A 23,749-nucleotide genomic window follows, 5' to 3' on the forward strand; every position below is an offset into this window, starting at 1 on the left:
CCGACGCCAATGCGACGACCGATTTCGAGGTCACGCTGGAGAATGGGTTGACGTACGCGCACCTGGCCTACCAGCTCGCCAAGATGATCGTGCCTAACTGGGTGACCATTCCGCTTGAATTGAGTGAGGTGGCCGCCAACCTCTTTCAAGGCTATCAAGCATATAACCTGGGCGACAAAGGGCGCGCCAGCCACGCGTTATTCGATGCGTTAGTGGGTGTGGCTGCCCTCCCGCTCGATGCGGTCGGTGCACGCAATGAATTAGGTGCGTTCAAGGTGCCGCGGTCGGTGGTGGCTGCGTCAAAGAATGGACTGCGCTTCGAAGCGCCTGGAACTTTCTCGGGTGACGCTCCGGGCTTCGTTCCGCTGCCGGCCGGATCGCGTTTTGCCGGGATGTATGCCAAGGAGGGTAAGTTCTACGTCAAGCTGGGCGATGACTATGAGGAAGCTTATTTCGATAAGGCAAACAACATCGTGCGCGTGGGAAATCCGCGCTCATCCACGGCGGGTACATGGGCTGATACGAATTCGCAAATACAGCGCGATCCGGTTTCGGGTCATTGGCGGACGGTGCCGCGTTTGGACCTTAAAGGTGGCAGCCCGGATTCGTTCGCACAACAGTTCAGCACGAAGTTTCCGCAAACGCCGGGCAGCAGTGCGCAAAAGTTCGACGCCATTATGAATCCAGCCGATGGCGACCAATTAGGTGCGGTGGGGGGTCGTGCCAATTTTCCTAAAGTCAGCTGGTACGACAGCAACTCAAAGTACCAGGTCATTCCTTCCGAAATGGCCTCGCACACCCCGAATGGATTTTATTCGGAGCAGTTCCTCAAGGACGTCACGCGCAATGATTACCATGTGCTCCTGGGTGAATTTCCCCGCACTGATGCAAACGGGCTCGTAGACATGCATGGCTACCAGGGCTTCAATATGAGACTGAACAAAGATCCTGCGAACCCTGCATCGCCCAAGGCAAAGCTTAAAGAGCTGAAGGAGGTGATTCCGGATCCGAACCTGCGCGCGAAAATGTCGGAAGTGGCGCATCAAGGTCTTATGTTCGACCCAACCTATGGGTTGATTACGCGCTTGAAGGGTGACCTTCAATTCCGAAGCGACAATGCAGAGTATTACCTCTACTACAATCCCGATAGCAAAGACACCGCTAAAGTGATGGTGGAGTCATGGGGCTCCATCTTGGATCCCAACACGTCAGCCAAGGTTCCTGGAATAGGCGTGCACATGCAGCGGTCGATCGATCTGCACAAGGATGCCAAGGGAGAATGGGAGCTCAACCCTTCTGCTCCCATTCGTTACGAAGTGAGGGTCTCGTAGGTTACCGGTGAAACCTCAACGCGCGACTGAGCGGATGACATCCCACGAAGCCTCATGCTGAAGCGTGGTCGCGAACGGCACCCTTCTTGCGATGACAAGCATGCGGATAGATCACTCGTACGAAGATGGCAACGCACAAATAAAAAGCCCGGGAAATTTCCCGGGCTTTTTCGTTACGGCGATCCGCAAAGCAATTACTTCGCTTCTTTCTCCATCAACTTGGCGACCATGCTCGCCGGCACTTCTTCGTAATGATCGAAGATCATTGTGAAGGTGCCGCGGCCGCTGGTGGCCGAGCGCAGGAAGTTGATGTAGCCGAACATTTCCGCCAGCGGTACGAAGCCCTGCACGAAGGCGTTGGTACCCTTCTGGCCCTGTTCGCTGATGGAGCCGCGACGACGGTTGATGTCGCCGATCACGTCGCCGAGGTAATCGGCTTCGGTCACCACTTCGAGTTTCATCACCGGCTCAAGCAGCTTGGGCTTGGACATCCGCTGCGCTTCGCGGAAGCAGGCGCGGCCGGCGATTTCGAAGGCGAGTGCGGAGGAGTCCACGTCGTGGTACTTGCCGTCGATCAGGCGTGCCTTGAAATCCAGCACTTCATAGCCGGCTACCTGGCCCTGACGCGATTCCACTTCGATGGCGTGTTCCACCGCCGGGATGTATTCGCGCGGCACGCGGCCACCAACGACTTCGTCGGAGAACACCACGCCGCTACCGGGTTCGCCGGGCTCGAAGATCATCTTCACTTCGGCGAACTGGCCCGAACCGCCGGACTGCTTCTTGTGCGTGTAGGTGTGTTCGACGGTCTGGCCGAACGCTTCACGGAAGCTGACCTTGGGCTTGCCCATGTTCGCTTCGACACCCAGTTCCGTGCGCATGCGGTCGATGGTGATTTCCAGATGCAGTTCGCCCATGCCCTTGAGCACGGTCTGCCCGGTTTCCTGGTCCACTTCCATGCGCAGCGACGGATCGGCCTTCACCATCTTGTAGAGCGCGGTGGAGAGCTTGTCGATGTCGTTGCGGCTCTTCGGTTCCACCGCCACGCTGATCACCGGGTCGGGGAAGCGCATGCGCTCCAGCAGCACCGGGTGCTGCGGATCGGCGAGCGAGTCGCCGGTCTCGGTTTCCTTCAGCGAGACGAACGCACAGATATCGCCGGCGCGCACTTCCTCGATTTCCTTGGTGGCGTTGGCTTGCACTTCCACGATGCGGCCGATGCGCTCTTTCTTGCCGCGCGTGACGTTCTGCAGCGTGTCGCCCTTCTTGATCACGCCGGAGTAGATGCGCGTGAAGGTGAGGGTGCCGAACTGGTCGTTGATCACCTTGAAGGCGAGCGCGCGCACCGGAGCGTCGTCGGTGACGGACTGTTCGCCGATGACGTTGCCGTCTTCGTCCACCATCGAGATGCCGCCGTTTTCGCCCGGGTAGGGCATGTAATCGATCACGCCGTCGAGCATCTGCTGCACGCCCTTGTTGCGGTACGAAGAGCCGCAGAAGATCGGTACGATCTTGCCGGCCACGCACCCCTTGCGGATGCATTTTTTCAGCGTTTCCAGCGTCGGCTCGTTACCGTCCAGGTAGGCGTGCATGGCGTCGTCGTCCATTTCTACGGCGCTTTCGATGCTGTGCGCGCGCAGTTCGGCAAGCTGGGACACCCATTGCGTGTCGGCGGTGGTGGTGAACGCCTTGACTTTCGGATGGTCGGCGACCTGGTCCAGGGGAATCGTTTCCCACTTGCTGTCCTTGTCGCTGCTGTCCCAGATATAGCCCGCGCCGGCGATCAGGTCGACCATGCCGATGAAGTCGTCGCTGCTGCCCAATGGCACCTGGCAGAGCACGATGTTGGCACCCAGGCGATTCTTGATACCGTCGACGGCGTGTTTGAAGTTCGCGCCGATGCGGTCCATCTTGTTGATGTAGCACATGCGCGGCACGTTGTACTGGTCGGCCAGGCGCCAGTTGGTCTCGGTCTGCGGTTCCACGCCGGCCACGCCATCGAACACCACCACCGCGCCGTCGAGCACGCGCAAGGAGCGGTTCACTTCAATGGTGAAGTCCACGTGCCCTGGGGTATCGATCACGTTGATCTGATGACCCTTCCACTCGGTCGACACGGCGGCCGACTGGATGGTGATGCCGCGCTTCTTTTCCTGTTCCAGGTAGTCGGTGGTCGTCGAGCCCTTGCCATCCTTCGTGTCATGCACGTCGATGATCTGGTGCTTCTTACCCGTGTAGTACAGGATGCGCTCGGTGGTGGTGGTCTTACCGGCATCGATGTGCGCGATGATGCCGATGTTGCGATAGAGGTTCAGAGGTTTCTGGCGGGCCACTGTCTTGGTTCCGTAGTAGAAAGTCGTTGTCGAACAGATAAAGAATCAAAGGTTAGCTAGACGGACCGTCCCTGGGCTCGCAGCGTACGTTTCAAATGTGTAGGCATCGTTGCCGGTCAGGCGCGTTCATCACGCAGGGTCGGCAAGCAAATCTTCGTAAAAGGCCCCGAACGGTTCGGTGGGGTGCGCAAGCTGGATTTCGAGTATCCACAAACCGTTGCCTGGTTTGCGGTCGAGGTCGCCCAGATTGCCGCCCTTGTGCACCGAATGCGGGAAATCGCTGACGCGATGGCCCTTGATGGCATGGTTGAAGCGCCAACCCATCGCCTCGGCGCGCTCGCGCGCATAATCATAAAGCTTCTGGCCGTTCCAGCCTTCGGTGCGCCAGATCCTGGCCACATCATGGAACACTTCGCGTGCAGCTTGCGCGCAAGCCTGCCGTTCGGGCGCATGGCCGACCACGAAAGTGTCGCCCACATCGCCCTCATGCCCACTGAATACCAGGCCCAGGTCGATGAAGTAGCTGTCGTTCTCGCCCAGGCGCACGCCCGGTTGGGAGGGCTCCCGGTAGGTCCGGACGGTGTTCGGGCCGATGCGGATGATCACCGGATGCCACAGGCGCTCCATGCCTAAGGCTTCGAACACCTGCATGGCCTGGGTTTGCGCTTGATCTTCGCTGATGCCTGGCTGCATGTGCTCGCGGATGCCGTGCAGCGCCTGCCAACTCAGCGCGCGGGCGCGCTGCATCAGGGCGGGATCGTACCGCTGGCCGACGGCTTCGCGATCGCCCTGCGCCATGGCGTCAGCCCGCCACCAGCAGGGCAATGCCGATCGCCGCGGGCAGTGCCTGCACCCACAGCACCTTGCGCGTGGCAGTCAGGCCGCCGTAGACGCCCGCGATCAGCACACAGGCGAGGAAGAACAGCTTCACGTGCATCCCTTCCACGCCACCCAGCAGCAGCCCCCAGAACAGGCCGGCGGCCAGGAAACCGTTGTACAGCCCCTGGTTGGCTGCCAGCACTTTGGTCTGCGCGGCGTATTCGGCGGTAATGCCGAACGCACGCAGGCCCGTGGGCTTGTCCCACAGCGCCATTTCCAGGATCAGGAACCATACGTGCATCAGCGCGATGATCGTGATCACGATGCTGGCAAGGGTCGGCATGCCTAGGTCCTCAACTCAGCGCGTAGCCGAATTGTTCCTTGAATTGGGCGGCGAACGACTCGTACGTGAAGTGCTGGTTCTGCGTGCCGGGATGTTCCACCTTCAGCGCGCCCATGAGCGAGGACATGCGGCCGATGGTGGGCCAGTCCAAGCCCTTCATGATCCCGAAAATGAGGCCGGCACGGTACGCGTCGCCGCAGCCGGTGGGATCCACCACCTGGCGTTCGCGCGCCGCCGGAATCTCGTGTGTGGTGCCGTCGGTGTGGATCAGCGAACCACGCGGACCTAAGGTGACGATGTAGGCCTTCACGCGCGAGGCGATCTCTGCCGCGCTCCAGCCGGTGCGCTGCTGCAGGAGCTGCGATTCGTAGTCGTTGACGATCACGTAGGTGGCTTTTTCGATCATCGCCCGGAATTCCTCGCCGTTGAACAACGGCATGGCCTGGCCGGGATCAAACACGAACGGCACGCCGCGCGCAGCGAATTCATCCACGTGCTGCAGCATGGCCTCGCGGCCATCGGGGGCGACGATGCCGAAGGTCACATCGGGAATGTTGCGCACATGGTTGGCGTGCGCGCTGGACATGGCGCCCGGGTGGAAGGCGGTGATCTGGTTGTTGTCCAGGTCGGTGGTGATAAAGCACTGCGGGGTGAACTGCTCCTCGAACACTCGGATGCAGTCCATGCGGATGCCGCAGCGTTCCAGGTGCTCTCGGTACGGGGCGAAATCCTGTCCCACGGCCGCCACCGGCAGCGGATCGCCGCCCAGGAGCTTGAGGTTATAGGCGATATTGCCGGCGCAACCGCCGAACTCGCGGCGCATCCGCGGTACGAGGAAGGACACGTTCAGGATATGCACCTGATCGGGAAGAATGTGGTTCTTGAACTGGTCCTGGAACACCATGATGGTGTCGTAGGCGAGCGATCCGCAGATGACGGCAGACATGGTTGGCGGTCCGTGTGGGCTGGCTGGCAAACACAACATCGTAGCTGGTGAGGTGGGGTGCGGGAAACGGGGAGGGTGACGCCGCCGGCGCCGACGCCGTTGGCTTTTCACCTGTCTGGCCGCGTGATTGCCCTAAAAAAACCGCATTTTTTAACGCCAATGTCCTTGCGGACAGGGGGTTTGCTGACTAGACTGGCGCGCTTACTTTTTAGCCAGAGTGGACACGCGGCGGCCCCATGTTCAAGAAGTTTCGCGGGATGTTTTCCAACGATGTTTCCATCGACCTTGGCACCGCCAATACGCTCATTTACGTGCGTGGCCAGGGCATCGTCCTGAACGAACCTTCCGTCGTCGCCATCCGCCAGGATCGCGGCCCGGGTGGCCCCCGCACAGTCGCCGCCGTCGGTGGCGACGCCAAGCGCATGCTGGGCCGCACGCCCGGCAACATCGCCACCGTGCGTCCGATGAAGGATGGCGTCATCGCCGACTTCACCATGACCGAGGCGATGTTGCAGCACTTCATCCGCCAGGTGCATCGCTCGCGCTTCTTGCGTCCCAGCCCGCGCGTGCTGGTGTGTGTGCCGTGTGGTTCCACCCAGGTGGAACGCCGCGCCATCAAGGAGTCGGCCGAAGGCGCCGGCGCCCGCGACGTGTTCCTGATCGAAGAACCGATGGCCGCCGCCATTGGCGCCGGCATCCCGGTGCATGAGGCGCGCGGCTCGATGGTGCTGGACATCGGTGGCGGCACCTCCGAGGTGGCGGTGATCTCCTTGAACGGCATCGTCTACTCGCAGTCCGTACGCGTGGGCGGCGACCGTTTCGACGAGTCCATCATCAACTACGTACGCCGCAACCACGGCACGCTGATTGGTGAATCCACGGCCGAGCGCATCAAGCTCGAGATCGGCTGCGCGTTCCCGCAGAGCCAGGTCAAGGAGATCGAAATTTCCGGCCGCAACCTGGCCGAGGGCGTGCCGCGCATGTTCACGGTCAACTCCAACGAGATCCTCGAGGCTCTGCACGAGCCGCTGGCCGGCATCGTGGCGGCGGTGAAGGCGGCGCTGGAACAGACGCCGCCGGAGCTGTGCTCGGACGTCGCCGAGCGCGGCATCGTGCTCACTGGCGGCGGTGCGCTGCTGCGCGACCTGGATCGCCTGCTCTCCGAAGAAACCGGCCTGCACGTGCAGGTGGCGGACGATCCGCTCACCTGCGTGGCGCGCGGCGGCGGCAAGGCGCTGGAGCTGATCGATCAGCACGGCAGCGATTTCTTCGCTCCCGAATAATCCGCACGCAGGGGTGTAGGCCATGCCGCTCGCGCGCGAGGAATCCTCGCCCCTGTTTGCCGGTACCGCCGCCGGAACCCTGCGGCTGATCTTCTATCTCGCGCTGGCGATGGTGTTGATGGTGCTGGACCATCGCAACGGTTGGCTCTGGCGCCTGCGCTACACCACGGCGATCGTGGTCGAACCCATCTATCGCCTGGCGAGCGCGCCGGCCGATGGCTTGCATGCGGCGAGCGTCGCCTTCGCCGACCGCCGCATGCTCACCGAGCAAAACCAGCGCCTGCGCGAAGACCTTTTGCTCGCCAACGCCAAGCTCAATCGCATGGCAGCGGTCGCCGAGCAGAACCAGCGCCTGAAGGAACTGCTCGATACCCAGCACAGTCTGGAACTGCATGTGCAGATGGCGCGGGTGATTGGCATCGATATGGGCGCGTTTCGCCATCGCATGATGATCAACCTCGGCGCGCGCGACGGTATCAGGGCCGGCCAGCCGGTGATCGATGCGCATGGCGTGATGGGGCAGATCATCGATGTGCTGCCCAATTCGGCGACGGTGATGCTGGTGACCGATCCGGATCATGCGCTGCCGGTGGTGATCCAGCGCACCGGCCTGCGTACGATCGCCTACGGCTCGCGCAACGGCGAGGAGCTCACCCTGCCGAACATCCCGATGGCTGCCGATGTGCGCGCTGGCGACAAGCTCTTGACCTCGGGTATCGGCGGACGTTTTCCTGAAGGTTTCCCCGTCGGACAGATCGATACGGTGCAGCCCGCGCCGACCGGCATGTTCCTGGAAGCGCACGCCACGCCCAGTGCCGATCTGGATCGCAGCGACGAGGTGCTGGTCCTGCATGATCTAGCCGAACCGGCTGGCCCGCCGCCGCCCGCAACACCGGCCGGTCCGCCCGCGAGCGACGCGCCTGCGCCTCCCTCGACGGCTTCGGCGCCGCGCGTGCCGATGCCCACTGGCGCGCCGCTCAAGCCTGCGTCCGCCCAAACCACTGGAACGCCGCCGACATGAGCCGCCAGCGACTGTCCTTCTGGTGGTTCGTGGGCACGCTGCTGGTGTCCTTGCTGCTGATGCTGGTGCCGCTGCCGCACGTGCTGGAGGCGTTCAAGCCGTATTGGCCTGCGCTGGTGCTGTTGTATTGGGCGCTCGAATCGGGTGATCAGCGCATCACGCTCGGCCTTGCTTTCATCTTCGGTGTCTGCGCGGACCTGCTCACCGGCGTGCTGCTGGGTGAACAGGCGTTGCGCTTGTGCGTGCTGGCGTTCATCGCGCTGCGGTTTCGCTCGCGATTGCGTTTCTTCCCGATGTGGCAGCAGACGCTGGCGGTGCTGGCGCTCTTGCTCAACGATCGTTTTCTGCAGTTGGTCGTGCGCGCGTTTGCCGGTGAATCCACGCCGCCGGCGCTATGGTGGATGTCACCGTTCATCAGTGCGGCGCTCTGGCCGTTCTTGTTCCTGCTGCTCGATGATCTGCGGATGCGGTTGAGGTTGCAGTGAAACGCCTGCGTCACTATAAGGACACGCGCGGCGAAGGGGAGATGTTCCGCCGGCGTGCGCTAGCAGGTTTCGGGCTGATTTTGCTCGGCCTGGGTGTGCTGGTGGGGCGCTACGTGTTTCTGCAGGTGCTGCATCACGACGAATACGCACTGCGTTCAGTCAGCAACAGCGTGAAGCCGCGGGCGATTCCGCCTGCGCGCGGTCTCATCTACGATCGCAACGGTGTGCTGCTGGCCGACAACGTGCCGGCGTTCCGTCTGGAGGTGCGGCCCGATCAAGTGCAGCACATGAACCAGATGCTGGCCGAGCTGGGCAGGGTGGTGCCGCTGGATCAGGATGATCTGGACGCCTTTCGCAAGCAGCTCAGGCAGAGTCGCCGGTTCGACAGCGTGCCGCTGAAAATGCGCCTCACCGAAGATGACATTGCGCGCTTCGCGGTGAACCGATGGCGATTCCCGGGTGTGGACGTGGTGCCGTACCTGACGCGCTATTACCCGATGGGCTCGCTGTTTGCGGACGTGGTCGGCTACGTGAGCCGCATCGATGCGGACGACCTGACGAAACTCGACCCGGATCGCTACAAGGGCACCACGCACATCGGACGCACGGGCCTGGAGCGTTCGTACGAAGACATGCTGCACGGCACGCCCGGCTATGAACTGGACGAAGTCAACGCCGATGGCCAGATTCAGCGCGTGCTGGAAACGCATCCGCCCATACCGGGCAAGAATCTTTATCTGAGTATCGATGCGCGCGTGCAGAAAGCCGCGCAGGATGCTTTCCAGGGGCGGCCTGGCGCGGCCGTGGCGATCGATCCGCGCAATGGGCAAGTGTTGGCGATGGTCAGTGTGCCGACCTACGACCCGAACCTGTTCGTCAACGGCATCAGCACCGCCGACTACAAAGCCTTGCTCAATGCGCCGGATAAACCCTTGCTCAATCGCGCGCTGGCGAGCGCCTATCCGCCGGGTTCCACGGTGAAGCCATTCATGGGCCTGGCGGGTCTGGAAGACGGCGTGCGTACACCGGAAGACACCGTTTTTTCCAACGGCGTGTTCTACATTCCCGGCCAATCGCGCGGTTACCGCGATGACCAGCGCTATGGCGCGGGCACGGTGAATCTGTATAAAGCGATCTACGCGTCGGTCAATACGTACTTCTACAAGCTTGCGCTGGACCTGGGCATCGACCGCATCAGCGAGTTCATGAGCGCTTATGGATTCGGACGGCCCACCGGCGTGGATGTTCCGGGCGAAGTGTCCGGCGTGGTGCCGTCGCGTGCATGGAAGGCCAAACATTCACCCAAGGAGCGCACCTGGTACCCCGGCGAGACGGTGATCACGGGTATCGGGCAAGGCTACTGGGAGGTCACGGCCATGCAACTGGCGCATGCCTTGGCGACGTTTGCCGGCCGTGGCGTGCCGTACGCACCGCGCGTGGTGATGTCCACCGCAGATGTCGGCAAGCCATCGTCGCCGCTGCTCAACCCGCCCACCGGTCCGTCCCTGATCAAGAACATGAAAGATTGGGAGGCGGTGAACGAGGGCATGCAATTGGTGATCTACAGCAACGACCCGCTGTCCACCGGTTATGGTCACAACCTCGGCGGAGGCTTCCCCTATCGCCTTGCCGGCAAAAGCGGTACGGCGGAGCGTTTCTCGCGTACCACCAACGCCTATAACGAGGACCGCAATACGGCCTATCTTGCCGCGCGCCACCGTGCCTGGTTCGAAGTCTTTACGCCTGCGGAGAATCCGCGCATTGCAGTGGCTGTGGTACTGGAGGCAGGCGCCTGGGGCGCGGAGGATTCCGGCCCGATTGCACGCAAGATTCTCGATGCATGGCTCACCACGCAGGGTGGGGCGGTGCCGCCGGATACACCGTTGCCGGAATCGGCGGTCGCGGCATCCTCGTCGGCGCAAAATTCGCCGAATGCACCGGAAGATTTGCCGCAAAGCGACGCACCTGCGCCGGACAGCTCCAGCGGGGGAGATGCCACGCCATGATGATCGATACTCTGCGCATCCGCTTTCACCGTTTTTTCCGCCGGTTGTGGACGCGTCCTCGCATCGACCTGCCATTGGCGTTCGCCTTGCTCGTTCTATGTGGTGTGGGGCTGGTTACGCTCTACAGCGCCGGCGACAGCAATCTTTCGCTAGTGATCGGACAGGCAGCGCGCTTTGTGCTCGGCGCGCTTTTCATCCTGGTGATGTCGCGCATTCCACCGTCGGCCCTACGCAATTGGACCCCTTGGCTTTACATCGGCAGCGTGATGCTGCTGCTCGTGGTGGCCGTGCTGGGCGAAGGCCGCGGCGCAGATCGCTGGCTGAATCTGGGCATCATGCGCTTCCAGCCGTCTGAGCTGATGAAGCTGACGATGCCGATGATGGTGGCCTGGTACCTGCATCCGCGCCAGTTGCCGCCGCGCTGGAAGGACATCGTGGTGGTGGGCGTGATGATTGGTATTCCCGCCGCGCTGATTGCCCACCAGCCCGATCTTGGCACTGCTCTGCTGGTGTCGGCGGCCGGTGGCTTTGCGCTGTTCCTGTCGGGTATGGCGTGGTGGCGCATCGGTCTGTTGCTCGCTGGTGCGGCTGGCATGGTGCCGATCGCTTGGCACTTCATGCATCAGTATCAGCGCGATCGCATCCTCACCATGCTCAATCCGGAGTCCGATCCACTCGGCAACGGCTGGCACATCATTCAATCGCAGATCGCAGTGGGTTCGGGCGGTATCTTCGGCAAAGGCTTCGAGCAGAGCACGCAATCGCGCCTGGACTTCCTGCCTGAACACACCACCGATTTCATCTTCGCCGTGTTTTGCGAGGAATTCGGCTTGATCGGGGTATGCGCCATCCTGGTGCTGTACGCGTTCATCATCGGCCGCTGTCTGTGGATTGCAATGGAGGCCAAGGATACGTATTCACGCCTGCTCGCCGGCGCTATCGGCATGAGCTTCTTCGTGTACGTGTTCGTCAATGGCGGCATGGTGGCCGGTCTCTTGCCCGTGGTGGGCGTGCCGATGCCGATGGTGAGCTACGGCGGCACCTCGGCGGTCTCGCTGCTAGTGGGCTTTGGTGTGCTGATGTCGATTCATGCCAATCGCAAAGTGCATGATTGAGGTCGTTCCGGCGTGTTCTTGCCGGGCAACCCCATTCCGCGTTGCCGTCATTCCGGCGACGGCCGAGGCGCTTTACAACGGCGAAGCTGGTCCATCCCGTTTTAATCAACCATGCGAAGCACACAAAATCCATTGGTGCTGAGTGCTTCGCACGACGTATTTGCACTGGATTCCGGCCTTCACCGGAATGACGATGAGGCAATTCCGTGCGCTCTGAAAAGACGCATGACGCAAGGAAAAAACAGGCGAGCAAAAATGCGCACGCATGCTAACCTCCACCGCATGAAGGGAAAAATCGCTTTTGCACTCGCAGCGCTATGTTTCGCGATGCCCATTGCAGCCTGGGCCGACCATCCCGGTCAGGCGCAACTGGTCGCCGAAGTGGCGAAAGATACCGGCAAGGATCCCGCCGTGCTGAACGCGCTGCTCGATGGCGCAAAACGGCAACAGAGCATTATCGATGCTATGAACCGCCCGGCCGAAGCCAAGCCGTGGAGTGAGTATCGCCAGATCTTCCTCACGTCCAATCGCATCGACGCAGGCGTGAGGTTCTATCGCGATAACGAAGCATTGCTGCAGCGGATCGGCGCGAAGTATGGCGTCGCGCCGGAGTACATCGTCGCTATTCTCGGCGTGGAAACCTTCTACGGGCGCAACACCGGCAAGTACAAGGTGCTCGATGCACTGGTGACGCTGGGTTTGTATTACCCGCCGCGCGCGGCGTTTTTCCGCGATCAGCTCAAGACCCTGCTGGAACTGCCGGAAAACCAGCTCGCCGGCCCGCTCGATTCGTTGACCGGTTCCTACGCCGGTGCGCAAGGCTGGGGGCAATTCATGCCCGGCAGCATCCGCGATTACGCGGTCGATGAAGATGGCGATGGCCGTATCGACCTGCAGAACTCACTACCCGACATCATCGGCAGCGTGGCCAATTACTTCGCCAAGCACGGCTGGGTCACGGGCGGCCCGGTCGCAGCGCGCGCGCAGCCTGACGCGGCGGCGAAGCCGTTGATGGTGAAGGATGCCCAGCCGCAGTGGACGGTCGAACAACTGCAGGCGTGGGGTTATGCGCCGCTGCAGCACCTGGATCCGGGTGCGCAGAGCAGCCTGCAGACGTTGCAGGGCGAGAACGGTCCGGAATACTGGTTCACCTTCAAGAATTTTCAGGTGATCACCACCTACAACCGCAGCGCGATGTACGCGATGGCCGTCAACCAGCTCGCTCAGGCGATCATCGAAGTGGTGCACGCGCAGGAGGCGAGCGCGCCTTGATCAAGACGCTTTGGCGCCTATGTTGCCTGCTCGCGATCATGCTGCTGCTGGTCGGCTGCGGCGGTCGCCGCAGCACGCGTCCATCTTCGTCATCCGCCGGCGGCGGATCGTATGGATACGGCTCCGCGTCCGGCGGTGTCTACGACGATACCAGCAAGCCGCAAGGCAGCCGTTATCGCGACGGCAGCGATAGCATCCCCAATGGCCCGCCCCCGGATGTGGACAGCCTGCCCGAGCCCGTGCCCAAGGTGGAGCCGCACTCGCTCTATGGCAACAAATCGCCCTACACCGTGCTCGGCCATACCTACACCGTGCTGCCCAGTGCGAGCGGCTACGACGAGCGCGGTATCGCCTCTTTCTACGGCAGCAAATTTCATGGCTACAAGACCTCGAATCTCGAGGACTACGACATGTACAAGTTCACCGCTGCCAGCACGGTGCTGCCGCTGCCCAGCTATGCGCGTGTGACGAACCTGCAAAACGGCAAGAGCGTGATCGTGCGCGTAAACGATCGCGGTCCCTTTCACGCGGATCGCATCATCGATCTGTCTTACGCCGCCGCGGTGAAGATTGGCGTCTGGCCCAAGGGCACCGGACTGGTGGAAGTGCAGGGCATCGACCCCTCTGCCCCTCCGGCGGCGGAGGCACCCTCCCCGCCCATTGTCAGCGCTACGCCCGCACATCCGCCCACTATTTACCTGCAAGTGGGCGCATTCTCCGATCCGGCCAACGCCGAACGCGTGGCCGCGCAATTGCGTGTTGCGAATTTCGCTCCGGTGCAGGTGTCAGACGCCACGATTGGCGGCCGACTCGTGCACCGCGTGCGCGTGGGCCCGCTGTCAGATGTGGACAGCGCGGACCAGGTCAGCGCCAAGATCGAACAAATGGGTCTGCCGCAGCCGCAGGTCGCGATAGACTGAGCACTTTTATCGAAGTAGGCGCCGCGCGCGCCGAGCATTGACGGATTAATCCCACCATGAACCTGTTCCGCCGCCCCTTGCACATTCTTGCTGCCGCCGCGCTGGTGTTTGGCACCAGCGCCATCGCCCAGCAAACGCCTCCCAAGCCCGTACCCAATCCGCCGCCAGCGCCAGCCGCCGTGGCAGTACCGGTACCGCCGCCGCCGGATGTGGACGCCAAGACCTGGGTGCTGATGGATTACGCCACCGGCCAGATCCTCGCGGCGAAAGACCCTGACGAGCGTGTGGTACCCGCCTCGATCACCAAGGTGATGACCGATTACGTGGTCTCGGCGCAGATCGCCTCGGGGAAGATTCACCTCACCGACCCGGTGACGATCAGCGAGCATGCCTGGCGCGCCGGTGGCGCGGGCACGGACGGCTCCACCAGCTTTCTCAAGCTCAACAGCCAGGTGCCGTTGAAGGATCTGCTGTACGGCATGATCATCCAGTCCGGCAATGACGCGGCCATCGCGCTTGCCGAGCACACGGCGGGTTCGGAGGACACCTTCGCGAACCTGATGAACGCCTACGCCAAACAGCTGGGCATGGTGAACACGCACTTCGCCAATGCGTCCGGCTATCCGGTCGATAACCACTACACCACGGCGCATGACATCGCCATCCTCACCCGCGCGCTGATCCATGATTACCCCGATGACTACGCCATCTCGGCGATCAAGGAATTCGAGTGGAACGGCATCAAGCAGGGCAACCGCAACACCTTGCTGTGGCGTGACCCCAGCGTGGACGGCGTGAAGACCGGCCACACCGCCGAGGCAGGCTTCTGCCTGGATGCGTCGGCCAAGCACGGCGACCAGCGCATGATTGCCATCGTGATGGGTTCCAGCAGCGAAAAAGGGCGCGCGGACGCGGCCATGGCGCTGCTCAACTATGGTTTCCGCTTTTTCGAAACCCACAAGCTGTATGAAGCCGGCAAGGCACTGACCTCGCCGCGCCTGTGGAAGGGCGAGGATGACCAGATTCCGCTCGGCGTCACGCAGGACGTGCTGGTGACCGTGAAGACCGGTGATTATGAAAAGCTCAAGGCCACGATGGACATTCCGTCCACGTTGATTGCGCCCTTCAAGAAGGGACAGCAAGTTGGCACGCTGCACATTGCCCAGGACGGCCAGACCGTCATGGATGTGCCGCTGGTTGCACTCAATGACGCGCCGCAGGGCGGCTTCTTCAAGCGCCTGTGGGACACGATCCTGTTGTGGTTCCACGGTAGCGGCAAAAAGTAACCGCACGCTCCCTCCTCTGCGTGCAGTAGGGGAGGGTTGGGATGGGGGTGAAGCCCTCAGCTCGCGGCGAGTGCAGTTTGCGTGGCAAGCTCGTACAACCCCACCCCAGCCTCCCTGCCAGGCAGGGGGGCGCAGTTTCGCGACATGTTGAGTTTTACGGAGGCGCCCCATGAAAGATCTGACCCGCATCCAGGCGCAGCAGGAAGGCCAGGGTTTCCAGTTTCCCGGCGAGTTCGAGATCACCGCGATGGGCAATGCCAGCGCGGACCTCAAAGCCCGCGTGCCGCAGATACTGGAAGGCATCGGCCTGCACGTGCTGCATGAGACGGTGAAGCATCGCCACTCGCGCGAAGGCAATTTCCTATCCGTCACCGTCAGCTTCCGCTGCGACACACGCGAGCACTATGACCAGGCACACGCGGCACTGCGAGCGGATCCCGATATCCGGTACACGCTGTAACACAGCGGTTTACCGCTCTCGGCTGCAATGGTTGTTTTCTCGTCGCCCCGGTGACGGCCGGAGCCCGGGGTCGGTAGTGAAATGGGTCTTTACTCACTTGCAAGCCTCCGCCTTCGGCCACAGATTTGGCTGCACTCTCCGCAGGTTCGCGATCCATGCCCCTTCCCCTGAAAATCCGCCGCCTGGGTCGCCAGCCCTATGAACCCGTGTGGCGGGCGATGAGCGCGTTCACCGACAACCGCACGGCGTCTACCACGGACGAGCTGTGGGTGCTGGAGCACGATCCGGTATTCACCTTGGGCCAGGCCGGCAAGATGGAACACGTGCTGGCGCCGGGGGATATCCCGGTCGTGCCGGTGGATCGCGGCGGGCAGGTCACCTATCACGGCCCCGGCCAGATCGTTGCCTATCCGTTAATCGACCTGCGCCGCGTGGGCGTGAGCGTGCGCGACCTGGTGCACGGGATCGAGCAGGCCCTCATCGATACGTTGGCGAACTGGAACATCGAGGCCGTGCGCCGCGAGGGCGCTCCAGGCGTCTACGTGGCGGACGCCAAGGTGGCAGCCCTGGGGCTGCGTGTGCGGCGTGGCTGCAGCTTTCACGGGCTGGCCTTCAATGTGAACATGAGCCTGGAACCCTTCCATCGCATTAATCCTTGCGGTTACAAAGGTCTGGCGGTCACGCAGGTGCTAGACTTAGGCGGTCCGTCGCGGCTGTCGGATGTCGAGGATGTGCTGATCGGCGAGCTCTGCCGGCAGTTCGGCTTCGAACCTGAACCGGCTGCTCCCGTGATCCCCGAACTCCCCGCTCGCATGGCGGTCTGAGCTATTTCATGAGCGATAACAGCGCATCATCCATCAAGGCTATTCCGATCAGCGTCGTCAGTGGCGCACCCGCCGAGAAGCAACTGGGTGGCGAAAAGATCGCGCTCAATCGCGCGGGCTTCGACACCAGCGTTCCCACTTTGCGCAAGCCGAGCTGGATTCGCGTGCGCCTGCCGCAAGGCAACGCCGTGCAGCAACTGAAAGCGCGCCTGCGTGAAAACGCGCTGGTGACGGTGTGCGAAGAAGCCTCCTGCCCGAACATCCACGAATGTTTCAGCAAGGGCACCGCCACCTTCATGATCCTGGGCGATGTGTGCACACGCCGCTGCTCGTTCTGCGACGTTGCGCATGGCCGTCCGGCTGCTCCCGATCCGCTGGAGCCGGCGCGCCTGGCCGACACGATCCGCGACATGCGCTTGAAGTACGTGGTAATCACTTCGGTCGATCGCGACGATCTGCGCGACGGCGGCGCCGAACACTTCGCTGCATGCATCCGCGCCGTGCGTCACGCCAATCCCACCACGCGCATCGAAATTCTCACGCCCGATTTCCGCGGCAAGGGGCGCATGGAACGTGCGCTGGAAGTGCTGAAGGATTTCCCGCCGGACGTGTTCAACCACAATCTTGAAACCGTGCCGCACCTGTATCGCGAAGTGCGTCCGGGCGCCGATTACCAGTGGTCGCTGGATCTGCTCAAGCGCTTCAAGGCGCAGCATCCGGACGTGCCCACCAAATCCGGCATCATGCTGGGTTTGGGCGAAACCTACGAGCAGGTGATCGAAACGCTGTGCGATCTGCGTGCGCATGACGTGGAAATGGTCACCATCGGCCAATACCTGCAGCCCACGCCGCATCATCATCCGGTGGTGCGCTATTGGACGCCGGATGAATTCGAATCGCTGCGCATCGCAGGCGAAGCCATGGGCTTTCATCACGTTGCCTCCGGCCCCCTTGTCCGTTCTTCCTATCACGCCGACCAGCAGGCTCACGCAGCTGGCGTCACCGAGCACGCCTGAAGAGAAACCCATGACCTTTCGCTTTCGTCCCTTGCTCGCTCTGCTGTTTGCCGTTGGCGTAAGCGCCTCGGCGTTTGCGCAATCGGCCGCCGATCTCGGCGCCACCACACCGCGCAAATACTCCCAGCTGCCGCTGCAGCCCACCAACGATGAAGCGGATGCGGCGCTGATCTCCGCGCATCTGCTCACGCGCTTCCACTACGACGCGCAGCCGCTCGACGATGCGATGTCGGAGAAGATCTACAGCATGTACTTCAAGCTGCTGGACGGTGAGAAGGTCTTCTTCACGCAGCAGGACATGGCGAATTTCTCCAGCAAGTACAAGGACAAGTTCGACGACGCGATCTGGAACAAAGATCTTTCCGGTCCGTTCGACATCTTCAACCAGTACATCCTGCGCGTCATCGACCGCATGAACTACGCGCGGGGCCTGCTCAAGCAAGGCTTCGACTTCACTACCAACGACACCTACACCATCGATCGCAAGAAGGCCGATTGGCCCAAGGACAAGACCGAGCTGGACAAGCTGTGGCGCGAGCGCACCATGAACGACTGGTTGCGCCTGAAGCTCGCCGGCAAGACCGACGACGACATCCGCAAGACGCTGGACAAGCGCTACAGCAACTACATCGACCGCATGAAGCAGCTCGATAGCCAGGATGCGTTCCAGACCTTCATGACGGCGTACACGAATTGCACCGACCCCCATACCGACTACATGGGTCCGCGTGCGGCGGAGAACTTCGACATCAGCATGAAGCTGTCGCTGGAGGGCATCGGCGCCGTGCTGCAGCAGCGCGACGATTACACCGTCATCCGCGAGCTCGTGCCCGGTAGCCCGGCGATCAAGTCCGGCAAGCTGCATGTGGGCGACTACGTGCTGGGCGTGGGCCAGGGCGACGCCGGCAGCATTCAGGACGTGGTCGGCTGGCGCATTGACGATGTGGTCAACCTCATCCGTGGCAAGAAAGACACCACGGTTCGCCTGGAAATCGTTCCCGGCGACCAGGGCACCGATGGCAAGCATGAAATGGTCTCGCTGGTGCGCAAGAAGGTCACCATCGAAGAGCAGTCTGCCAAGAAGAAGGTCATCCAGATCACCGAAGGCGGCGTCACGCGCAAGATCGGCGTGATCGAGCTGCCGATGTTCTATTCCGACTTCGGCGCGCGCAGCGAAGGCGACAAGGACTTCAAGAGCGCCACTCGCGATGTCGCCAAGTTGCTGGGCGAACTGAAAGCCGAAGGCGTGCAGGGCGTGGTGGTGGATCTGCGCAACAACGGCGGCGGTTCGCTGTACGAAGCGAACGAACTCACCGGCCTGTTCATCGACAAGGGCCCAACGGTCCAGGTGCGCAAGGCGAACGGCCAGGTGGAAGTGCAGGGCGACGACGACCCTGGGATGGCCTGGAGCGGCCCGCTCGCCGTGCTGGTCAACCGCGGTACCGCCTCGGCGTCGGAGATTTTCTCCGCCGCAATCCAGGATTACGGCCGTGGTGTGATCATCGGCACGCCGACCTTCGGCAAGGGCACCGTGCAAACGCTCATTGATCTGAACCGCTTCGCCTCCGATTCGGATACCAAGTCCGACTACGGCGCGCTGAAGATGACCATCCAGGAGTTCTTCCGCATCAATGGCGGTTCCACGCAGTTGCGCGGCGTCACGCCGGATATCCAGTATCCGAACAACGACGACGACAAGGATTACGGCGAATCCACCTACGACAACGCGTTGCCGTGGACGCAGATCGCGCCCGCCGATTACAAGCCGGTCGCCGATATGAAGGCCTATCTGCCGCAGCTCGAACAGTTGCACGACGCGCGCGTGGCCAAGTCGCCGGCCTGGCAGCTCATGCTGGACGAGTTGAACCAGTACAAGAAGCTGGCCGACCGTACGACCATCTCGCTCAACTACGATCAGCGCGAGGCCGAACGCAAGCAGCTCGATGCCGTCCAGGCGGAATTCCGCACGCGGCACAAGGCGATCGACGGCAACACTACTGATATCGACGATGAAAGCCAGCTTGACGACGGTCTCAACCCGAGCGAGCGCAGCCTCAAATCCGAGATCCAGGAACAGGAAGAAGCCAAGAACGCGCCCGATCCGGAACTGCAGGAAACCGCGCACGTCCTGTTCGACGCAGTCGGCCTGATCGATGCCAACCCCAAACTGGCGATGGAAGTGCTGCCGTACGGTGGCAAGCAAGGCGACACGGCTTCGGTTGCTTCGACAAACGCCGCTGTTTCGCTGCCAACGCCGATGGCCGAACCGGGTGCATCGTCCTCACCCGCGCAGCAGCAGCCGGCACCTGCGTCATCGAGTGGTGGCAAGTAGGGCGGCGCACCGTCAGGATCAAAAAAAGCAGCGCTTAGGCGCTGCTTTTTTTATGCGGCATTCCGGCGAAGGCCGCAATCCCGTTTGAATACGCCGTGGCCCGCGTGCGGCATCCGCAAGTGCGAAAGCGGCGCAGTGCTACGAGCTTGCCGTGATTGCTCCCTCCCTTGCGTGCAGGGGGCAGGTCTATGCAAGGGGAGGTAGCACGCGATGCGATCATCGACACGCGATGCCGCTTCCTCCCCTACGTGCAGTAGGGGAGGGTTGGGTTGGGGTGAGGTCCCCACTCTCGCGGTGAACGTGTGCCTGCGACAAGCGCGTGCAACCCCACCCCGGCCCTCCCCTGCAAGCAGGAGAGGAGGCACGTGTCGACGGGTTAGTTGGACTTCGCCTTACCCTTCGCTTTCTGTTCCTTTTCTTTCTCTTCCTTCTGCGCCTTCATCCAAGCCTGAAACTCCGTTATCTGCGGCATATCCCGCAGCAGCTTGGAATGCGGATCGATGACCACCACGGCATCCGCCGGTACCTTGAGCGTACCGCTGCCATCGGCCATCGGCAGCACATGCAACGCATCGTCCACTTGCACTTCCACCGGCATCGGGAACGGCAGGTTCTTTGGCGTGCGCCAATGCAAGGTAAGTGTGTCGCCCTGGCGTTGCTCGTCCAGCGCGGGGAGGGCGGCCTGGTAGAGATACACATTGAAGAACCAGCTCAGGTCGCGTCCGGTGACCTTGTTCACGATGTCGATGTAATCGTGTGAGCTGGCGTAATGCGGCGCAAAGTTGCCGGGCTTGGGATCAGGCCTTCCGTACACCAGCATGCGCAGCGACTCGAAGAACGCGTGATCGCCGATCAGGCCACGCAACGAGTGCAGCATCAATGCGCTCTTGTTGTAGATATCCAGGCCCGGGCCGTGGTCGTCATCGTAGACCTGCTCCTCGGTCTTGCTGCTACCCGAAACGATGGGGAAGCGATCGCGCAAGGTCAGGCGGATTTTGTCCAGCCACGCGTAATAGCCCAGGTCGCCATTGATCGACCAGCTATACAACGGCTGCATGTAGGTGGCGAAACCCTCGTGCAGCCACATGTCGTCCCAGTCGGCATTGGTCATCTGGTTGCCGAACCACTCGTGCGCGAACTCGTGCTGCAGCAGCCAGTCGAAACCGGTGCCGTCTTTCGCGTAGTGGTTGCCATAGGCGTTGATGGTCTGGTGCTCCATGCCCAGATACGGTGTTTCCACCACGCCCATCTTTTCATCGCCGAACGGGTAGGGGCCGATCATCGCCTCGTTGAAGGCCAGCATGCGCGAAAACTCGGCGAACAGCTTGTGTGCCTGTTCGTCTTCGCCAGGCAGATACCAATACTGCAGCGGAATTACGTTGCCGTAGCGGCTGTGGTATTCGCCGGTGAGTTCCTTGTACGGGCCCACGTTGATGGAAATGGCATATGTCGTAGGATGCTTCGCGCGCCAGTGATAGGTGCGCGTCTTGCCTTCGTCGCTGATGCCCACCAGTACACCGTTACCCGGCGCCGCCAGCGGCTTGGGCACGGTCACATACAGATCCACCAGATCGGGCTTGCCTTGCGGATTGTCGATGCATGGCCAGAACAGGTCGCAGCCTTCGCCTTCCACGGCGCTGCCGACCCAGGGCTGGCCGTCTTTCGTATGGCTCCACACGAAACCACCATCCCACGGTGCGTGCTTTGCCACGTGCGGGCGACCGCCATAGTGGATCGTGGTCGAGACCTGCTGGCCGGCGTTCAACGCCTTCGGCAATTGGATGCGCAGGCGTCCCTCCGGATTGCTCCATGTGGATGTCGCTACCGGCTTGCCGTCGACCTCGATGGCGCTGATCGGTAGATTGCGATCCAGATCGAGCACCAGCACGTTGGTCGGCTCGTGTGCGGTGAAGGTGAGTGTGGCGGTGGCGTCGATGCTCTGCTTGGCCGGATCGACGGCGATATGCAGCTCGGCATGATCGAAATGCACGCGTTTCTGCTCGACCGGCATGACGCCACCGGAGTTCTCCGTCAGCGTCGTAAGCGGAGGTTGCGCGGGCTGGCTGTTTTGCGCGTGGACATAGCCGGTAAAGCCGAGGGTGAGACTGAGAGCGAGCAGGGCGGGACGCAAGGGGCGCATAGCAAGGGTGCCGAGGGTGGACATCCCAGCATCATGCGGCGTCGCGCGACCCGGCGACAAAGCCAAAAGTCATGGGTAAGGCGGCCTGGAGCCCCTGCAAGCGCGGCTCAGCCGTAACGCTTGCACAGCAGCGCGAACAGCGCACGAAGGCCCATCGCCTCGCCACCACGCGGGCGCCCGGGGCGATCACCATCGTTCCACGCGTAGGTATCCAGATGCAGCCATGGCATGCCTTCGGGGATGAAGCGCTCCATGTAGAGCGCCGCGGTGATCGCGCCGGCATGGCGCGAAGGGCCCGCATTGGCGAAATCGGCCAGATAAGACTCCAGCAGCTTGCGATACGGACGCCACAGCGGCAATCGCCACAGCGGATCGGCAACGGTCCTGCCGCAATCGAGGACCGCGTCCGCCAACGCGTCGTTGTTGGCGAACAGTGCCGGCAGGTCGGGCCCCAGCGCCACGCGCGCGGCACCGGTGAGCGTGGCGAAATCGATGATCAGCTCCGGCTTCTGCTCGGCCGCGTAGGCGAGCGCGTCGCACAGGATCAAGCGGCCTTCGGCGTCGGTGTTGTCGATCTCCACGCTGTGACCTGCGCGCGTGATCACCACTTCGCCCGGCCGCATCGCATTGCCGCCCACCGCGTTTTCCACGGCAGGAACCAGCAGCGTCAACCGCAGTGGCAGCTTCGCATCCATCACCAGACCGGCCAGGGCGATCGCATGCGCAGCCCCCCCCATATCCTTCTTCATCCAGCGCATGCCGTCGGAAGGCTTCAGATCCAGGCCGCCGGTGTCGAAGCACACGCCTTTGCCCACCACGACCACTTTGGGATCGCTCGCCTTGCCCCAGTTCAATTCAACCAGGCGTGGCGCGCGATGGCTGGCGCGGCCGACGGCGTGGATGGTGGGGAAGTTGTCTTCCAGCAAGTCCTCGCCCACCCACTCTCGCACCTTGGCTTTGTGCGTTTTGCCGAGCTGCTTCACCTCGTCGGCAAGCTGCTTGGGGCCCATGTCTTCGGTCGGCGTATTGACCAGATCGCGAACCAGATACGTCGCCTCGATCAGCGGCGTGAGTGCGGCAAGCGTGTCCGCGCGCACTGCAAGCGCGGCCGGTTCGCGCTTGGGCGTGCGATAGCGGGTGAATTGATACGCACCCAGCGCCCAGCCGAGCGCGGCCAGTTGCGCATGCAACGTCACGCCATCGGAGGCCAGCGCGTATTCGCCCGGCGGCAGCATAAAGGGCAACGCGGCCAGCGCCGCGAGCGGATCTGCCGCATCCACACCCACGATCACGCGTGCCAGTTTGCCGTTCGCATCAGGTATCAGGCGTACGCTGCCAGGCTGAGCGTCGAACTGGGTTTCATCCAGCCAGCTGCGCTGTGCGGCACTTAGCCGTTTGCGCGTAGCAGTCAGATGAGTGGCGTCGGTGGCTTCGATCGGTGTGGCTGAGCGGCGGCCGGAAGGAGTTGCGATCAAGGCGGGCATGCGATTCCTTACGCATGGCGGCCATGCGCGAGTGGGATGACAGGCCGGAAATGATGCGCGTTTTTACAGAGAGGTTCAAAACGCGCGCGATGCGGTTCCCTCCCCAGCGTGCAGTAGGGGAGGGGCGGGGTTGGGTGAAGCCCTCACTCTCGCGGTGAATGTGTGCCTGCGGCAAGCGCATGCAACCCCACCCCGACCCTCCCCTGCATGCAGGGGAGGGAGCGGGCCTATGCAAGGTGAGGTCGCGCGTCGTTCATCCACACGCGATGCCACTCCCTCCCCCACGTGCAGTGGGGGAGTGCTGGGGTGGGGGTGAAGCCCTCACCCTCGCGG

19 protein-coding genes are annotated in these 23,749 nt (G+C 62.3%); 13 read left to right on the forward strand and 6 right to left on the reverse strand.

Annotation, left to right across the window (positions count from 1 at the left end; genetic code table 11):
* Window positions 1–1,331 (forward strand): hypothetical protein (locus DWU98_RS21905; RefSeq protein ID WP_158544986.1); only part of this gene is annotated, 1,331 nt, incomplete at its 5' end.
* Window positions 1,332–1,525: 194 nt separating this feature from the next.
* On the opposite strand, the gene fusA is transcribed toward DWU98_RS21905, so the two are convergent.
* The 4 genes from fusA to DWU98_RS06220 form a co-directional block, all read right to left on the reverse strand.
* Complete coding sequence (fusA, locus tag DWU98_RS06205; protein ID WP_115494647.1) at window positions 1,526–3,664, reverse strand: elongation factor G; 2,139 nt, start codon at window positions 3,662–3,664, stop codon at window positions 1,526–1,528.
* 129 nt (window positions 3,665–3,793) lie between these two features.
* A complete protein-coding gene (locus DWU98_RS06210) occupies window positions 3,794–4,462 on the reverse strand; it encodes a M24 family metallopeptidase (protein WP_230474728.1) in 669 nt (222 codons plus the stop codon).
* A 4-nt stretch (window positions 4,463–4,466) separates the two neighbouring features.
* A complete protein-coding gene (locus DWU98_RS06215; protein WP_115494648.1) occupies window positions 4,467–4,826 on the reverse strand; it encodes a DUF1304 domain-containing protein in 360 nt (119 codons plus the stop codon).
* A gap of 10 nt (window positions 4,827–4,836) precedes the next feature.
* Window positions 4,837–5,772 (reverse strand): carbohydrate kinase family protein, encoded by a 936-nt coding sequence (locus DWU98_RS06220; RefSeq protein ID WP_115494649.1) that lies wholly within the window; start codon window positions 5,770–5,772, stop codon window positions 4,837–4,839.
* Between the two features lie 236 nt (window positions 5,773–6,008).
* On the opposite strand from DWU98_RS06220, the gene DWU98_RS06225 reads away from it, so the two are divergent.
* The 12 genes from DWU98_RS06225 to DWU98_RS06280 all read left to right on the forward strand — a co-directional run bounded on the left by DWU98_RS06225 (window position 6,009) and on the right by DWU98_RS06280 (window position 19,792).
* Window positions 6,009–7,055 carry a rod shape-determining protein gene (locus DWU98_RS06225; protein ID WP_115494650.1) on the forward strand — a complete coding sequence of 349 codons (1,047 nt, stop codon included), beginning with the start codon at window positions 6,009–6,011 and terminating at the stop codon, window positions 7,053–7,055.
* 22 nt (window positions 7,056–7,077) lie between these two features.
* Complete coding sequence (gene mreC, locus DWU98_RS06230) at window positions 7,078–8,076, forward strand: rod shape-determining protein MreC (RefSeq protein WP_115494651.1); 999 nt, start codon at window positions 7,078–7,080, stop codon at window positions 8,074–8,076.
* Complete coding sequence (gene mreD, locus DWU98_RS06235; protein ID WP_115494652.1) at window positions 8,073–8,561, forward strand: rod shape-determining protein MreD; 489 nt, start codon at window positions 8,073–8,075, stop codon at window positions 8,559–8,561. The genes mreC and mreD overlap by 4 nt, the downstream gene beginning before the upstream one ends.
* Window positions 8,558–10,567, forward strand: a complete 2,010-nt coding sequence (gene mrdA / locus DWU98_RS06240) for a penicillin-binding protein 2 (RefSeq protein ID WP_425480217.1) — start codon at window positions 8,558–8,560, stop codon at window positions 10,565–10,567. Before mreD ends, mrdA begins: the two co-directional genes overlap by 4 nt.
* Entirely contained in the window at window positions 10,567–11,682 is a 1,116-nt protein-coding gene (gene rodA, locus DWU98_RS06245; RefSeq protein WP_115494653.1) for a rod shape-determining protein RodA, read from the forward strand. Before mrdA ends, rodA begins: the two co-directional genes overlap by 1 nt.
* A 327-nt stretch (window positions 11,683–12,009) precedes the next feature.
* Window positions 12,010–12,954: a lytic murein transglycosylase B gene (gene mltB, locus DWU98_RS06250; RefSeq protein WP_230474752.1), complete on the forward strand. Its 945-nt coding sequence runs from the start codon at window positions 12,010–12,012 to the stop codon at window positions 12,952–12,954.
* Window positions 12,955–12,992: 38 nt separating this feature from the next.
* Entirely contained in the window at window positions 12,993–13,874 is an 882-nt protein-coding gene (locus DWU98_RS06255) for a septal ring lytic transglycosylase RlpA family protein (protein ID WP_115495074.1), read from the forward strand.
* A gap of 56 nt (window positions 13,875–13,930) precedes the next feature.
* The gene (locus DWU98_RS06260; protein ID WP_115494655.1) at window positions 13,931–15,160 is read left to right on the forward strand and encodes a D-alanyl-D-alanine carboxypeptidase family protein; all 1,230 of its coding nucleotides are present in this window, start codon (window positions 13,931–13,933) and stop codon (window positions 15,158–15,160) included.
* A 169-nt stretch (window positions 15,161–15,329) separates the two neighbouring features.
* The gene (locus DWU98_RS06265; protein WP_115494656.1) at window positions 15,330–15,620 is read left to right on the forward strand and encodes a YbeD family protein; all 291 of its coding nucleotides are present in this window, start codon (window positions 15,330–15,332) and stop codon (window positions 15,618–15,620) included.
* A gap of 155 nt (window positions 15,621–15,775) precedes the next feature.
* The gene (lipB, locus tag DWU98_RS06270) at window positions 15,776–16,444 is read left to right on the forward strand and encodes a lipoyl(octanoyl) transferase LipB (protein ID WP_115494657.1); all 669 of its coding nucleotides are present in this window, start codon (window positions 15,776–15,778) and stop codon (window positions 16,442–16,444) included.
* Window positions 16,445–16,452: 8 nt separating this feature from the next.
* The gene (gene lipA, locus DWU98_RS06275) at window positions 16,453–17,460 is read left to right on the forward strand and encodes a lipoyl synthase (protein WP_115494658.1); all 1,008 of its coding nucleotides are present in this window, start codon (window positions 16,453–16,455) and stop codon (window positions 17,458–17,460) included.
* Window positions 17,461–17,470: 10 nt separating this feature from the next.
* Complete coding sequence (locus DWU98_RS06280) at window positions 17,471–19,792, forward strand: carboxy terminal-processing peptidase (RefSeq protein WP_115494659.1); 2,322 nt, start codon at window positions 17,471–17,473, stop codon at window positions 19,790–19,792.
* A 376-nt stretch (window positions 19,793–20,168) separates the two neighbouring features.
* Here the strand turns inward: DWU98_RS06280 and DWU98_RS06285 are convergent, their stop codons facing one another.
* Window positions 20,169–21,956, reverse strand: a complete 1,788-nt coding sequence (locus tag DWU98_RS06285) for a M1 family metallopeptidase (RefSeq protein WP_230474729.1) — start codon at window positions 21,954–21,956, stop codon at window positions 20,169–20,171.
* 83 nt (window positions 21,957–22,039) lie between these two features.
* A complete protein-coding gene (locus tag DWU98_RS06290) occupies window positions 22,040–23,416 on the reverse strand; it encodes a leucyl aminopeptidase family protein (protein WP_115494661.1) in 1,377 nt (458 codons plus the stop codon).
* Window positions 23,417–23,749: the final 333 nt, after the last annotated feature.

Source organism: Dyella monticola (assembly GCF_003363155.1).
Lineage (GTDB): Bacteria > Pseudomonadota > Gammaproteobacteria > Xanthomonadales > Rhodanobacteraceae > Dyella_B > Dyella_B monticola.

Bases quoted from the DNA above. Each gene is read 5' to 3' on its own strand.
- lipB (WP_115494657.1), top strand. From the start codon at position 15,776: ATGCCCCTTCCCCTGAAAATCCGCCGCCTGGGTCGCCAGCCCTATGAA.
- DWU98_RS06260 (WP_115494655.1), top strand. From the start codon at position 13,931: ATGAACCTGTTCCGCCGCCCCTTGCACATTCTTGCTGCCGCCGCGCTG.
- DWU98_RS06280 (WP_115494659.1), top strand. From the start codon at position 17,471: ATGACCTTTCGCTTTCGTCCCTTGCTCGCTCTGCTGTTTGCCGTTGGC.
- DWU98_RS06290 (WP_115494661.1), bottom strand. From the start codon at position 23,416: ATGCCCGCCTTGATCGCAACTCCTTCCGGCCGCCGCTCAGCCACACCG.
- DWU98_RS06265 (WP_115494656.1), top strand. From the start codon at position 15,330: ATGAAAGATCTGACCCGCATCCAGGCGCAGCAGGAAGGCCAGGGTTTC.
- DWU98_RS06215 (WP_115494648.1), bottom strand. From the start codon at position 4,826: ATGCCGACCCTTGCCAGCATCGTGATCACGATCATCGCGCTGATGCAC.
- mreD (WP_115494652.1), top strand. From the start codon at position 8,073: ATGAGCCGCCAGCGACTGTCCTTCTGGTGGTTCGTGGGCACGCTGCTG.
- DWU98_RS06285 (WP_230474729.1), bottom strand. From the start codon at position 21,956: ATGTCCACCCTCGGCACCCTTGCTATGCGCCCCTTGCGTCCCGCCCTG.
- DWU98_RS06220 (WP_115494649.1), bottom strand. From the start codon at position 5,772: ATGTCTGCCGTCATCTGCGGATCGCTCGCCTACGACACCATCATGGTG.
- DWU98_RS06210 (WP_230474728.1), bottom strand. From the start codon at position 4,462: ATGGCGCAGGGCGATCGCGAAGCCGTCGGCCAGCGGTACGATCCCGCC.
- rodA (WP_115494653.1), top strand. From the start codon at position 10,567: ATGATCGATACTCTGCGCATCCGCTTTCACCGTTTTTTCCGCCGGTTG.
- DWU98_RS06225 (WP_115494650.1), top strand. From the start codon at position 6,009: ATGTTCAAGAAGTTTCGCGGGATGTTTTCCAACGATGTTTCCATCGAC.
- mltB (WP_230474752.1), top strand. From the start codon at position 12,010: ATGCCCATTGCAGCCTGGGCCGACCATCCCGGTCAGGCGCAACTGGTC.
- mreC (WP_115494651.1), top strand. From the start codon at position 7,078: ATGCCGCTCGCGCGCGAGGAATCCTCGCCCCTGTTTGCCGGTACCGCC.
- lipA (WP_115494658.1), top strand. From the start codon at position 16,453: ATGAGCGATAACAGCGCATCATCCATCAAGGCTATTCCGATCAGCGTC.
- DWU98_RS06255 (WP_115495074.1), top strand. From the start codon at position 12,993: ATGCTGCTGCTGGTCGGCTGCGGCGGTCGCCGCAGCACGCGTCCATCT.